This is a genomic window from Streptomyces hebeiensis (assembly GCF_052983195.1).
Map to the genome: position 1 here is coordinate 4,999,415 of NZ_CM129812.1, position 12,447 is coordinate 5,011,861.

General features: G+C 71.0%; 17 protein-coding genes and 1 pseudogene. 11 read left to right on the forward strand and 7 right to left on the reverse strand.

The window, feature by feature from the left end; genetic code table 11:
• Positions 1 to 20: 20 nt before the first annotated feature.
• From ACU6P3_RS21515 to ACU6P3_RS21540, 6 genes are all read left to right on the forward strand, one after another.
• Positions 21 to 323: a hypothetical protein gene (locus ACU6P3_RS21515; RefSeq protein WP_344284570.1), complete on the forward strand. Its 303-nt coding sequence runs from the start codon at positions 21 to 23 to the stop codon at positions 321 to 323.
• Positions 324 to 721: 398 nt separating this feature from the next.
• Positions 722 to 931 carry a hypothetical protein gene (locus ACU6P3_RS21520; protein ID WP_447193702.1) on the forward strand — a complete coding sequence of 70 codons (210 nt, stop codon included), beginning with the start codon at positions 722 to 724 and terminating at the stop codon, positions 929 to 931.
• Between the two features lie 237 nt (positions 932 to 1,168).
• A complete protein-coding gene (locus ACU6P3_RS21525) occupies positions 1,169 to 1,591 on the forward strand; it encodes a hypothetical protein (RefSeq protein ID WP_447193703.1) in 423 nt (140 codons plus the stop codon).
• A 484-nt stretch (positions 1,592 to 2,075) separates the two neighbouring features.
• The gene (locus ACU6P3_RS21530; RefSeq protein ID WP_447193704.1) at positions 2,076 to 2,360 is read left to right on the forward strand and encodes a hypothetical protein; all 285 of its coding nucleotides are present in this window, start codon (positions 2,076 to 2,078) and stop codon (positions 2,358 to 2,360) included.
• 152 nt (positions 2,361 to 2,512) lie between these two features.
• Positions 2,513 to 3,013, forward strand: coding sequence for a hypothetical protein (locus ACU6P3_RS21535; protein ID WP_447193705.1), 501 nt, complete (start codon positions 2,513 to 2,515; stop codon positions 3,011 to 3,013).
• Positions 3,014 to 3,036: 23 nt separating this feature from the next.
• Positions 3,037 to 3,579, forward strand: a complete 543-nt coding sequence (locus ACU6P3_RS21540; protein WP_447193706.1) for a hypothetical protein — start codon at positions 3,037 to 3,039, stop codon at positions 3,577 to 3,579.
• An 81-nt stretch (positions 3,580 to 3,660) separates the two neighbouring features.
• Here ACU6P3_RS21540 and ACU6P3_RS21545 read toward each other — a convergent pair whose 3' ends face one another.
• Entirely contained in the window at positions 3,661 to 3,813 is a 153-nt protein-coding gene (locus ACU6P3_RS21545; RefSeq protein WP_344284547.1) for a hypothetical protein, read from the reverse strand.
• The gene (locus tag ACU6P3_RS21550; protein WP_447193707.1) at positions 3,810 to 4,280 is read right to left on the reverse strand and encodes an ATP-binding protein; all 471 of its coding nucleotides are present in this window, start codon (positions 4,278 to 4,280) and stop codon (positions 3,810 to 3,812) included. The genes ACU6P3_RS21545 and ACU6P3_RS21550 overlap by 4 nt, the downstream gene beginning before the upstream one ends.
• A gap of 182 nt (positions 4,281 to 4,462) precedes the next feature.
• Between ACU6P3_RS21550 and ACU6P3_RS21555 the strand changes: the two genes are divergently transcribed.
• The 4 genes from ACU6P3_RS21555 to ACU6P3_RS21570 are packed head-to-tail and all read left to right on the forward strand — an operon-like array spanning position 4,463 to position 6,444.
• Positions 4,463 to 5,314: a helix-turn-helix domain-containing protein gene (locus ACU6P3_RS21555; protein WP_447193708.1), complete on the forward strand. Its 852-nt coding sequence runs from the start codon at positions 4,463 to 4,465 to the stop codon at positions 5,312 to 5,314.
• Positions 5,315 to 5,325: 11 nt separating this feature from the next.
• Entirely contained in the window at positions 5,326 to 5,529 is a 204-nt protein-coding gene (locus ACU6P3_RS21560; RefSeq protein ID WP_447193709.1) for a DUF397 domain-containing protein, read from the forward strand.
• A gap of 10 nt (positions 5,530 to 5,539) precedes the next feature.
• The gene (locus tag ACU6P3_RS21565; protein ID WP_447193710.1) at positions 5,540 to 6,037 is read left to right on the forward strand and encodes a YxzC family protein; all 498 of its coding nucleotides are present in this window, start codon (positions 5,540 to 5,542) and stop codon (positions 6,035 to 6,037) included.
• A gap of 14 nt (positions 6,038 to 6,051) precedes the next feature.
• Positions 6,052 to 6,444: a hypothetical protein gene (locus ACU6P3_RS21570; protein WP_447193711.1), complete on the forward strand. Its 393-nt coding sequence runs from the start codon at positions 6,052 to 6,054 to the stop codon at positions 6,442 to 6,444.
• A gap of 219 nt (positions 6,445 to 6,663) precedes the next feature.
• Here ACU6P3_RS21570 and ACU6P3_RS21575 read toward each other — a convergent pair whose 3' ends face one another.
• Entirely contained in the window at positions 6,664 to 8,418 is a 1,755-nt protein-coding gene (locus ACU6P3_RS21575; RefSeq protein ID WP_030750197.1) for an acetyl/propionyl/methylcrotonyl-CoA carboxylase subunit alpha, read from the reverse strand.
• 400 nt (positions 8,419 to 8,818) lie between these two features.
• On the opposite strand from ACU6P3_RS21575, the gene ACU6P3_RS21580 reads away from it, so the two are divergent.
• Positions 8,819 to 9,337 carry a hypothetical protein gene (locus ACU6P3_RS21580; protein WP_447193712.1) on the forward strand — a complete coding sequence of 173 codons (519 nt, stop codon included), beginning with the start codon at positions 8,819 to 8,821 and terminating at the stop codon, positions 9,335 to 9,337.
• Here ACU6P3_RS21580 and ACU6P3_RS21585 read toward each other — a convergent pair.
• The 4 genes and pseudogenes from ACU6P3_RS21585 to ACU6P3_RS21600 all read right to left on the reverse strand — a co-directional run.
• Entirely contained in the window at positions 9,318 to 9,935 is a 618-nt protein-coding gene (locus ACU6P3_RS21585; RefSeq protein WP_344284527.1) for a Maf family protein, read from the reverse strand. The genes ACU6P3_RS21580 and ACU6P3_RS21585 overlap by 20 nt on opposite strands.
• A 253-nt stretch (positions 9,936 to 10,188) precedes the next feature.
• Positions 10,189 to 10,317: a morphogenic membrane protein MmpB gene (gene mmpB / locus ACU6P3_RS21590; protein ID WP_267958523.1), complete on the reverse strand. Its 129-nt coding sequence runs from the start codon at positions 10,315 to 10,317 to the stop codon at positions 10,189 to 10,191.
• 78 nt (positions 10,318 to 10,395) lie between these two features.
• Positions 10,396 to 11,925: a sensor histidine kinase gene (locus ACU6P3_RS21595; RefSeq protein ID WP_447193713.1), complete on the reverse strand. Its 1,530-nt coding sequence runs from the start codon at positions 11,923 to 11,925 to the stop codon at positions 10,396 to 10,398.
• Positions 11,926 to 12,074: 149 nt separating this feature from the next.
• Positions 12,075 to 12,353: pseudogene (locus tag ACU6P3_RS21600) on the reverse strand (winged helix-turn-helix domain-containing protein); the annotation flags it as partial.
• Positions 12,354 to 12,447 lie beyond the last annotated feature (94 nt).

A 12,447-nucleotide genomic window follows, 5' to 3' on the forward strand; every position in this document is an offset into this window, starting at 1 on the left:
GGAAACACAGGAGCCTCAACATGACAGGGCAGGCAATGTCGAAGCGCGGCGGAGCCGAGAAGCACGAGCAGCCACAGTGGTTCACGGGAGGTCCCGCGCTCCATCGTTTCCTGCTCGAAATGACGTCGTCGGAGGGCGCGTTGCGCGCGATGGCGACCGCTTCCTCGCAACCGTCGGAAGAAGACAGCGAGACGATGCTGGATTTCCTCTCCGACCAACTCGTCAGCATCGGGTACACGGGGGACTGGGAGGAGCCGAACGAGAAGGGCCGCAAAATCGAAGCACTCATCGACGTGTTCAACGACCTGATTCCCGAGGACTGACCGGGGGACCCGGATCCGGGCAAGAGGCTGTCGGAAGCTTTGTGCGCACCGGGTGTCCCACACCCGGCGCGTGAAGCCCGGAGTAGTGCGACACGACATGTCCGGCCGGGGGCTCTGCCCCCGGCCGGACATGTTCGTCCTGCGGAGGAACGCACAGTGAGTGCTGCGCATTACGGCACCCATCCGGAGGTGCTGTCGCGTTTCTTGGGTGATCTCACCCCGGAGGAGCAAGGACGGGTGCGGTTCCTCGACGCGGCTGAGAACGCGCTTGCGTCGAGGAACGCAGCCTCAACCAGTATCCGCAGACCGGCGGGAGTCTTGAGTTCCCGGACGATTCGGCCGTCGAACAGTGCGAGGCGGCCACGGAGGTCGAAGCCGCGGAGCTGCTGGCCGAGTGGGTGAACGCGCACATCGACCCGGAGACGGAGGTCGTGGCGATGTGGGGCAACTACGTTGTGCCGACACTCGCGATGCCGTCCCGGATCCTGGCCGATCACGCTGGAGCGGTGGTGGCGTCGAGCAGCGATGTGTGGGTCTACGCCGATCGTGAAGGCCTCATCATCGAGCGCTTTCATGACGGGCGTACGACGCTCGCGCGGGTGAACTGAGTTCCCGGTCTGCTCCTCCCCTCACCTTCGCACACGCGGGTGTGGAGAGGAGCAGACCTTGGGGAGCGATTGCGAAACCGCCTGTACGGGGATGCGGCAGTCCTTCCTGATGGCGTACGCGCACCGCGTCGGCGAACGTCCGGCCATGGCGACCGAGCGGGCGGCCGCGGCGGCGCCCCGAACCAACTGGAGTACGCAGTGTCTGCCGCCGGTCAACAACCAATCAAATCCGTTCTGTTGAGCGTCCATGAGCAGGACAGGCTGCTGGATGAGTTCGCAGTGCGATGCTTCCTCGCCTTCGAATTCGGAGAGGAATCGGAAGTCACGCGTCAGCTCCTGATCGACACGTCGGACGGGCATCCCAGACTGACACTCCACCATTCGTTCCGAATCGTCGACTGGGAGAAGAGCCAGGAGCATAGTGAGCTCAACTTCGATGTGGCGCTGACGTTTACGGATGTGGACTGTACGGCCGAGGCATCGGTCATGGCGTTGCTGGAGTGGCAGATGGGTGAGTTCGGAGTGGGCACCCATACCCTCTACCGCGCCTTTGACAGTCACGTGCCGCTGGATGACGCTCTGGCCATTCTCGCCGAACGCGTGGCACAGCTGTGCGCGCTGGACGATGTGCCCGGCCGTCTTGGACTGCGCCGGTCGTGACACCATGAAATGATGGCAGCGCCTCTGGCGCCGGTGGGAATTCTGCGTCCGGGGCGAAGCTCCCGGCCGCCCCGTCGGGGGCCGACTCCTCCCGCCCCGGCCCCGCGCCGCCAGACTCGGCGACGCACCAGCCCGGGCGTATGCTGCCTCTCCCGCCCGGGCCCGATCCTGCCGAAAGAGGCCGCCCCTGCGCCGCCTCGGCAGGTTGCCGCTGGTTTGCGGGTGGCGCCGGTGGCATCAGGACGAACGGGGGAGTGCCAGGGGTGTGCGACGCTGGAGCGGCTGCGGTCGCGGCGAACGCTTCGCGTGGCGCGTATGCGCGCGCTCCGAGGTGTGGCAGGCGTGCGTTCGCGAGCCCTCCGTACGTTCGCGGAATAGGTGGCGACCGGGGAAATCGGACATCCGGTGGAGAGCGCCGTGGTGCGTCGCCGGCTCGAAAGCGGCCCGACTCCGAGCGCCGGCTCGCCCAGTAGGAAGGCATTCGATGGCTGTTGAACACATCCTCGCGTGTGCCTTCGCGAGCCTCGCGGTGTCCATTGATCTTGCGGACGATGACGAGATCGACCCGGATGTCGCGACGGATCTCGTGGAACCGGTCGCGGCTTTGTTCCGGGACGTACCGGCGGAGGACCGTGCGGCCCTGGCGGCTCTGCTCCGCGAGTGCGCGGAGCTGGAGACGGATCCGGTGCGCCAGAGGTCGATGCTGGCTCTTCCCGAGGACATCGGTTTGCTCGACGAGGACGGGGACGGGGACGGGGACGAGGGCTGAACCGGCTTCAAGCGACATGGGCCTCTTTGAGGAGCACCGATTCGAATGCGGTAGCGCCAGCCGTACGCGCGCGGCGTGGGCGTTGACGGCCGGGCAGCCTCCGTTACTACGACGGAGAACTCTGGTCGATGTGAAGCGTGGAGAGTGGGGGGATGAAAACGGTGAGCAAGAGCCTCGCCGAGATCGAGGTCTCGCGGATCGCCTGGGAGCAGTTCCCCGCGCTGGGGGACAGGTCGGAGGGCGTCCCGGACGCCCTGCGGCGGTTGTTCGCCGCGCGGACCGAGGGCGAGGCGGCGAGCGCGTACTGGGATCTCGAGAATGTGGTCGTCGTGCAGGGGCAGTTGTACGCGGCCGCGCTGCCGACGGTTTCCGTGTTGCTGGCGGCTCTCATGGACGATCTTTCCGCCGACGCGCGGGATCTGGTGCTGGAGCTGATTCACCAGATCGTCGCGGGCGAGGCCGACGAGGACGAGGTGGCGCGCGGCAACGGGGATCTCGGGGACCGTTGCCGGGAGGCGGCCCGTGCTGGACTGTGGCTCGTGTACCGCGAGTTGGGGTCCCGGCGTCGGGAAACGGCGGAGGCCGTCCTGGAGCGGATCGAGGCCGACGGGGCACGGCGGGCCGCGTTCCTCGCGGGGCTACGAGGTAAGTGAACCAGCCGGGCGGGGGAGGGCTCGTGGACTACGACTGGGCCGCGCTGCGCTGTTTCGCGGGGAGCGCCGCGGGGCTGCCGGCGGCCGTGCGGGATCTGCTCTCCGCCGCGACCGGGGCGACGGCGGAGGAGGCGTACTGGCGTATCGACGGTGTCGCGCTGGTACAGGGCCGGCTGTCCGAGTCCTGTACGGCTGTGTGCGCTGAGTTGGTGAGCGGGTTGCCCGGTGCGACGGAGCACGGCCGTCGGCAGGCCCTCGATCTGCTGGCGCAGATCTCGGGCGGCTACGAGGAGCACGTCGATTCCGCCGACGTGGGGCCCGTCTCGTACGCGGCGTGCATGCGGGAGATCGTGCGCGGGTTTCCGCTCTACCGGGAGCGTGTCGAGACGGATCTCGACGCCAGTTGTGTGGACCTGATCCTCATGTGCGGTCTGGCCGACGAGCGGCTGCGGGATGCTGTGGAAAGGGTGTTGGAGCGCGCTCTGGATGCCGCGTCCGACCGTGATCCGAGGGAGCTGATCGTCAACTCCCTGGAGGACCTGAGGGGTGAGGCGTCCGGCGTGTGAGCCGTGGCGACGGTTCGCCGCTGTGCGGCGCCGACGTACAGGCGAGGTCGTCGGGTCTTGTGTCCTGCGTTGCGTTGAGCGCTACGTTCCGCCCGACTGGCGGTGACAGACGTCGAGGAACAGCAGTACGGACAGCAGCCAGGCGGCGGTGAGCCCGAGCGTGGTGGCTCCGCGCCGTAGCCGGCGCGCGTGGGCGTGGGCGATGTTCCGCATGCGGTCCTGCGTGCGCGTCATGTCAGGTCGGCGATGAGCAAGGACGCGGTCGGTGCGAACGCGCCTCGGCATTCCCGTTCGTACACCGCGCGAATCACCGGTGGGACCTTCAGGCGGAAGAAGACGGCCTTGCCGCCGTCCACCGGGCGCGAGCCGTAGTCGGCGGCCAACTCGGAGACCAGGGCGAGGCCGCGACCGCCCTCGTCGTCCTCGGCGGGCTGCCTGGGTACGGGGACGCCGAGCCCGGTGTCGACGACCGCGAGGGTGAACACGTCGGCCGCCACACCGAATTCGACGCGGCAGCCGAGGGTGCCGTGGGCGTGCAGTACGGCGTTGGTGACCAGCTCCGAGGTGAGGAGCGCGGCGGTGTATGCGGTGTCTCGGTCGTACTCCCAGGCCAGCAGGGCGAATTGGACGGCCCTGCGTGCCTTGCCGGGGGCCTCGTCGGTGGCGTCGAAGCGGTAGCCGCGCCAGATGTGGACCTTCATCTCGCTCCCGTGCAAGTGATCGCTGTCCGCACTCGATTGGATGCGGACGGTGTGCATCGCAAGCTAGGGTGACTGTAGCCTCTGCGCAAGTTGCTACTCGCGAATTGCGCACGAACGGGTTGCTTCGTGGCCGTGCGACGCCCCCGAGGCGACAACGTGGAGTCTCGATGGAGGGAGATCCGATGCCCGCAGGACGGAAGCCAACGGTCAGGAGTCGGAGGCTGGGAGCCACGATGAAGGGTCTGCGGGCGGCGGCCGGCCTTGATCAGGCCGCTGCGGCCGCCGCGATCGACGGCTCGGTCACCAAGATCAGCCGCATGGAGCGGGGGCAGGTGAGGGCGCGCATCCTGGAAGTCCGTGCCCTTCTGGACCTCTACGGGGTTGACGGCGCGGAACGGGAACAGCTGATTCAGCTTGCCCGCGACAGCAACAAGCGGGGATGGTGGGTGGACTTCAGTGACACCGTGGACGCGAGCTACGCGCAGTACATCTCGATGGAGCAGGACGCCACGCATATCCGTACCTGGGAGACGGCCCTCATTCCCGGCCTGTTGCAGACGCCCGGCTATGTGCGTGATGTGTTGCGGGCGAACCCTACGGTGGTGCCCGCGGCGCGGGCTGCGGACTTCGTGAGGGTACGGCAGGAGCGTCAGGCGCGGATCGAGGAGGACGGCGTGCGCTTCGCCGCTGTCATCTGGGAACCGGCCGTCGCCGCACTCGCGGCTCCGGGCGATGCCAATGAGGAGCAGCTCGCCCATCTGCTGGAGGTGGGGAAGCGGCACAACGTCACGCTCCAGGTGCTCCCGCTCGCCAAGAGCAGGGCCGCCTGCGTTTCAGGCCCCTTCGTGGCTTTCTCGTTCGGCGAGGGGCCGACGCTGGAGGCGGTGACGCACGAGAGTCTGACCGGCACCATGGTGCTGGAGGAGGCGGCGGCGCTCGACCGCTACACCTACGCTTACGACGCGCTCAGCGCTGCCGCTCTGGGGCCGGAGGAGACAGCGGAGTTCATTGCCGCGCTGATCGAGCGTGCTTGAGGGAGGAAAGTGTGGAAGAGACCAGGATTGCCGGGACGTTCCGGAAGTCTTCCTACTCGGGTCAGGCGGGCAACTGCCTGGAGTTCGCCCGCACCTTCGGGGGCGGCGGTGCCGTCCGGGACAGCAAGGATCCGCGTAGGGGGACTCAGTTCTACGCACTGGGGGAATGGGAGGCGTTCATATCCGCCGTGAAAGGCGGTGAGTTCGGCGGATGAGTCGCACGCCGTGAGCGGTGACGTTCCGACCCTGGAGGCCGTCAGGGCCCGGCTCGTCGGGCTGGCCGACGGCACCGTGGACCGTGAGTCCGCCGGGGGCTGGGCCTGGGTGTGGGTGGCCGAGCGGGACACCGAGGTCACGGACCGGCGGCTCTGGCGTCATCTGGACACGTTGAGCGGGGCCGACAGCATGGTCGACCCGGACACCTATCTCTACGACCGCACGGACTTCGAGGACTGGCTCCGGGAGCTGCCGCCACCGGCCTGGTTCCCGGCGGGCCCGGACTCGTACCGGCTCCTCCTGGACCTCGCCCCGGCCGGGAGCCCGGAGCGTATGGTCGTGACCGCGGTCGGCGCCCCCGACGCCGACGGAGTCGCCGCCGTGCTGGACCTTCTCGCCGAGCGGCTCGTGAGCGTCGGATACGACGGGGGCTGGGAAGAACCCAACGCGACCGGGCGGCGGATCGAGGCGCTCATCGACGTGTTCGGCGGCCTGGGAGAGGGGTGAGGGGGTGATGCGGCGTGTTCGTGGCGCGGTTCCAGGAGATCGCGCGGGCGACGGGGTGGCGGTCGCCGGTCACGCCGTACCGGGCGCTGGAAGCGTGGGCGGAGTTCGTCGACGACTGCAGGGACGGATACCCGGCCACCCTCTTCGAGTACATGGACGACCTTTCCGTCCGGCGGTTCCTCCAGGCCGTTGTCAACGACCCGGTCATCCGGCGGTGCCCGGAAGCCACCTGGTTCGGCGCGGAACTCGCCCGCACCGACGCGCGGTTCCGGGAACTCCTGGCCGACGGTCTCGACGTGCCGGGCGGCGGAGGGCCCTGGTGGGAGCGGGCGATTCCGGGCAGAGGCGGCGAGGAGATGGCCGCGACCGCGCGTGAACTCCTCGGCCTGGAGATCGACGTTGTGTGACTGCCGACGCGGCGGTCCCTCCCCCTCGGGTGGCGGAGGGGCCGCCGGTCACGAGGCGGAGCGGGACCTGACGGGCCGCCACCTACCCGGCACGAGGATGCGCGGCCGGCTCCCGTCGAGGCGCTTTGCCCACTCACTGACGACCGAGCCGGGACGCGGCTGCGCCCCGCCGAGTCGCCAAGGCCCGGCGGGGCACAGCCGCGAACGTGGGACCGGACGTCAGTCCTTGATCTCGCAGATCGTCGCGCCCGACGTCACCGACGCGCCGACCGTCGCCGCCAGGCCCTTGACCGTGCCCGAGCGGTGCGCGTTCAGGGGCTGTTCCATCTTCATGGCCTCCAGGACGACCACCAGGTCGCCCTCCTTGACCTCCTGGCCCTCCTCCACCGCGATCTTGACGATCGTGCCCTGCATCGGGGAGGTGAGCGTGTCACCGGACGCCGCCGAGGCGGACTTCTTGGCCGCCCGGCGCTTGGGCTTGGCGCCGGCGGCGAGGCCGGTGCGGGCCAGGGACATGCCCAGGCTGCTCGGCAGCGACACCTCCAGGCGCTTGCCGCCGACCTCGACCACCACCGTCTCGCGGCCCGGCTCCTCGTCCGCGTCCGAGCCGACGGGGGCGGCGAAGGGGGCGATGTCGTTGACGAACTCCGTCTCGATCCAGCGCGTGTGGATCCGGAACGGGTCGGACGTGAACGCCGGGTCGGTGACGACCTTGCGGTGGAACGTCAGCGCCGTCGCCATGCCCTCGACGGTGAACTCGTCCAGCGCGCGCGCCGCGCGCTGCAACGCCTGCTCGCGCGTCGCGCCCGTGACGATCAGCTTGGCCAGCAGCGAGTCCCAGGCCGGGCCGATCACCGAACCCGACTCGACCCCCGCGTCCAGCCGGACGCCCGGGCCCGCCGGCGGGGCGAAGGCGGTGACTGTACCGGGCGCGGGGAGGAAGTTGCGGCCCGGGTCCTCGCCGTTGATACGGAACTCGAACGAGTGCCCGCGCACCGGCGGGTCGTCGTAGCCCAGCTCCTCGCCGTCCGCGATCCGGAACATCTCACGGACCAGGTCCAGGCCCGTGACCTCCTCGGTGACCGGGTGCTCCACCTGCAGACGCGTGTTGACCTCCAGGAAGGAGATCGTGCCGTCGGCGCCGACGAGGAACTCGACCGTCCCCGCGCCGACGTAGCCCGCTTCCTTCAGGATCGCCTTGGACGCCGCGTACAGCTCGGCGTTCTGCGCGTCGCTCAGGAACGGCGCCGGGGCCTCCTCGACCAGCTTCTGGTGGCGGCGCTGGAGCGAGCAGTCACGCGTCGAGACGACGACCACGTTGCCGTGCTGGTCGGCCAGGCACTGGGTCTCCACGTGCCGGGGCTTGTCCAGGTAGCGCTCCACGAAGCACTCACCGCGGCCGAACGCCGCGACCGCCTCGCGCACCGCCGAGTCGTACAGCTCCGGGACCTCTTCGAGCGTACGGGCGACCTTCAGGCCGCGACCGCCGCCGCCGAAGGCCGCCTTGATGGCGATCGGCAGGCCGTGCTCCTCGGCGAACGCGACGACCTCCGCCGCGCCCGAGACCGGGTCGGGGGTGCCGGCCACCAGCGGGGCGCCGGCGCGCTGCGCGATGTGGCGCGCGGCGACCTTGTCGCCGAGGTCGCGGATCGCCTGCGGCGGCGGGCCGATCCAGGTCAGGCCCGCGTCCAGGACGGCCTGGGCGAACTCGGCGTTCTCGGACAGGAAGCCGTAGCCCGGGTGGATCGCGTCCGCCCCCGAGTCCTTGGCGGCCTGGAGCACCTTGGCCATGTCCAGATAGCTGGCGGCCGGGGTGTCACCGCCCAGGGCGAACGCCTCGTCTGCGGCGCGGACGTGCAGGGCGTCCCGGTCCGGGTCGGCGTAGACGGCTACGCTCGCGATCCCGGCATCCCGGCAGGCACGGGCGACGCGGACAGCGATTTCGCCACGGTTGGCGATGAGCACCTTGCGCACGATGGCTCCCTCCTTGAATCGAGCTGAGTTTAGGGACTGCCGACACGCCCCATCGAGCAGTCCCCACAGGTGAGCTTGCCCACACGGAGCGTGGTCCGGCGCGATCCTGGGCGTGCCCAAGCCGGGAAATCCCTTGTGATCCCACGGTACGCCGGGAATCCCCGTCGCACAGTAGCGGGCGAGTGTGCGACGACTCTCTGTCCGAGTGCCCCTCGGCGCGCGGGGTTTCTTTGTCGAGTCCCTACGAACGGACCAATGAATCTTTGCCGTCGGGCGGACCCTTGTCCGACGGTTTACCCGTGAGTAGCGTGCGTGAAGGGTGCCGTACCGAGTGTCCCGTCGGGGGAAGAACGGTGACGGCGAACCGTGGACGGTGACACGAGGGGAAGGGGCGGCCGTGATGAGCGGGCGGACACGCCGGGCCGTGGCCGGGACGACCGCGGTCGTCCTGCTGCTGGAGGCCGTCGGCATCGTCTTCGTCAACGGCGTGCTGGCCACGGTCGTCGACAACCAGCGGATGTCCCTGGCCGGCCTGGACCCTTCGGCCATGTCCGCCGGCACCTGGGTGACGGGCGGCGGCTTCGGCGGCTGCCTGCTGCTGTGCGCGGGGGTCCTTGCCCGTACGGCGGTACGGGACCGGGCCCCCGGCCGCTTCGGCAGGACCGTGCTGGTCGGCTGCGCGGTGGTGCACGGGGTGCTGGGTGCGGTCGCGGTGGGGCTGGTGGGCTGGACGGCGTTCGGGGTGCTGATGGTGGTCCTGGGGCTGTTGGTGCTGACGTTGCTGGCGTACGAGCCGACGCCGATGCCGTCCCCGACGCCGATGCCGTCCCCGATGCCGACGCCGTCCCCGGGCAGGTCTGCCGAGGGTCCTCACGGTCCCGACGACACCCCGGATGCGGTCAGACCCACAGGTCCGTGATCGCGACCCCGTGCTCCCCGAGCAGCCGGCGCAGCAGTGGCAGCGACAGGCCGATCACATTGCCGTGATTGCCCTCGATCGCGTCCACGAACGGCGCCGAGCGGCCGTCCAGGGTGAACGCGCCCGCGACGTGGAGGGGTTCGCCCGAGGCGACGTACGCGGCGATCTCGGCGTCGGACGGGTGACCGAACCGTACGGTGGTCGACGCCGTCTCCGCCGCGCCGGCGCCCGTCACCGTGTCGATCACGCAGTGCCCGGTCCGCAGCACGCCCGCGCGGCCGCGCATCGACTTCCAGCGCGCCGTGGCCTCCTCCGCGTCGGCGGGCTTGCCGAGCGCGTCGCCGTCCAGTTCGAGGACGGAGTCGCAGCCGACGACCAGCGCGCCCGCCGCCTCGGGGCGGGCCGCTACGGCGGTGGCCTTGGCCCGGGCCAGGACGAGCGCCAGCTCGGCGGGCGTCGGCGCGGACAGCGCGTCCTCGTCGACCCCACTGACGATCACCTCGGGGGCGAGCCCGGCCTGGCGGAGCAGCCCGAGGCGGGCGGGGGACGCGGAGGCGAGCACGAGCCGGCGGCGCGGCGCGGTCTGCTGATCGGTCATGGGGCCATCGTAGGAGCTCCGTGCTCGGCGCCGGTCGGCGGAGTGGTTCCGTACCGCCGCCGATGCCGGGGGCCGCCCGTACCGCGCCCGCCGGGCGCGGCCCCGTACCCGCCTCCGCCGTGGCCGGAGGAGTTCCGTACCCGCCTCCGCCGTGGCCGGAGGAGTTCCGTACCCGCCTCCGCCGTGGCCGAAGAGAGCCCCGTACCTTGCCGCCCTGTCGGCGGCCGCCGCGCCGCCCCGTACCGCCGCCCTCTCAGCGCAGGCCCAGTACCACCATCGCCAGCACCACCGCCAGCGCCAGCAGCGGCCCGGCGCGGCGCATCATGCCCTGCGCCTCGCGCATGTCCTCGGGGGGCCTGTTCTCGGGTTCGGACCACAGCATGTCTTCGATACTCCGGCCGACGGGGGCCGGGCGCCTGAGTACCCGTACTCAAGGTGCGCCCCGGGCGCTCCCGCCCGCTCAGGGAGCGACTTGCCGGCCCCTGCGGCCCCGGCCCCCGCCCGCACCGGCGCCCGCCGTCACTCCCGTACCCATGCCCGGGCCCGCACCCGCACCCGCGCCGACCGGTGCGCGGCGGCGCGGGTGGGGGATGCCGGTGAAGCCGCCCGTGCGCCGGGGGAGCACCGACTGGAGGCGGATGACCGCCTTGAGGCCACCGCCCGGCGCCGGCAGCAGAAGCGCCTCGCCGCCGCCGGCCAGGGTCAGGCGCTGGACGAGGGCCAGGCCCAGGCCCGTACCGCCCTTCGGTGAGTCCGGCGCGCGCCAGAACCGGTCGAAGGCGCGGCGGCGCTGTTCCGCCGTCATCCCCGGGCCCTGGTCGGCGACATGCAGCTCCGCGCCGGTCGTGCGCAGCCGCCGGCCGACCGTCACCGCGCTGCCCCTCGGGGCCACGCGCAGGGCGTTCGAGAGCAGGTTGTCCAGGATCTGTTCGACGGCGCCCGGCACGGCGAGGGCGGTGCCGACCGGGTTGCCCACGGCCACGAGCCGTACCCCGTACTGCTCGAACAGCCCGGACCAGGCCGCCACCCGCTCCTCCACCGCGAGGTCCAGGTCGACGGGCTCCGGCGTCAGCGCCTTCTCCTCCATGCGCGCCAGCGCCAGCAGGCCCTCCACCATCCGGGCCAGCCGCTCGGTCTCGGTCATCGCCGCGGTGAGGTTCCCGCGCAGATGGGGCGGGACGTCGGCCTCCAGGTTGTCCAGCCGCAGGCGTAGCGCGGCGAGCGGGGTCTTGAGCTGGTGGGACGCCTCGCCCGCGAACGCGCTCTGGGAGGCGAGCAGTTGTTCCAGCAGCGCGGCCGTACGGTTGAACGTGGCGGCCAGGACGCGCACTTCGGGCGGGCCCGTCGTGACCGACGCCGGGGTGGCGAGGCTGCCGCTCGCCAGTGTTTGCGTGGCCCGCTCCAGTTCACGGATGGGCCGGCCGATCCAGCGGGCGAGAGCGAAGGCCACCGTGGCCACGGCGACCAGCACCCCGAGCCCGCCCAGGGCCAGGCCGAGCCACACGCGGTGCACGTCGGAGGCGATCGCCTCGGTGGGAACGGCCAGGCGTACGGCACCTTGGAGCGTCCGGCCGTGTTTGACCGGGACGGCCACCGAGAGCCAGCTGACGCCCCCGATGCTGGTGGTGTGGACATCGGCGCCGCTGCCGCCGCGCAGCGCCTCGGCGATCTCGGGGCGGTTCGCCAGAGCCGCCTGTTCGTCGGCGGCGAGCGGGTGGGAGGTGGCGATCAGGCCACCGGCGGCGTTCACGACGAGGACCTGGCCGCCGATCCGGTTCGCGCAGGTGACGACCCGTGCGGCGAGTTCGCCCGAGCCGTCGTACGCGAGGGAGAGGGAGGCGTAGTCGGCGACCGACTCGGCCTCCTGGTGGGCCGCGTTGGTGGCGCGCTCGCGCTCGGCCCGGCTGTAGACGTAGCCGAGCGGCAGCTCCAGGCAGAGGAGGACGAGGGCGGAGAGGGTCAGGTAGCTGAGCAGAAGTCGGCGCGTCATCCTGCCCGCTTCTCCCGGTAGTCGGAGCTCGTGTATGTGCCGGATCCCGAGTATGTGCCGGATCCCGAGTACGTGCCGGAGTCGGTGTACATGCCGGAGGCCGAGGGAGAGGCCGAGGGGGAGCCTGACGGGGATTCCGCGCCCGAGGCGGGGACACGGACGGCCAGGCGCAGCCCGACCCCGCGCAGGGTCTGGATCCAGGCCGGGTTGCCCAGCTTGCGCCGCAGGGTGGCCACGTGCACGTCCAGGGTCTTGGTCGGGCCGTGGAAGTTCGGGTCCCAGACCCGGTCGAGGATCTGCTGCCGGGAGTAGACCGCTCCGGGGTCCTCGGTCAGCAGGGCCAGCAGGTCGAACTCCTTGGGGGTGAGGCTGACCGGCGTCTCGCCGACCCAGACCTGGCGGGTCCGCCGGTCCACGACCAGGGCGCCGGTGGGGGACGACGCGTCCTGGCCGGCCGATGACGCGGTGCCGGTGCCGGTGCTGGTTCCGGGACCGCTCTCGGCGCCGGGGGGCTGCTTCCGG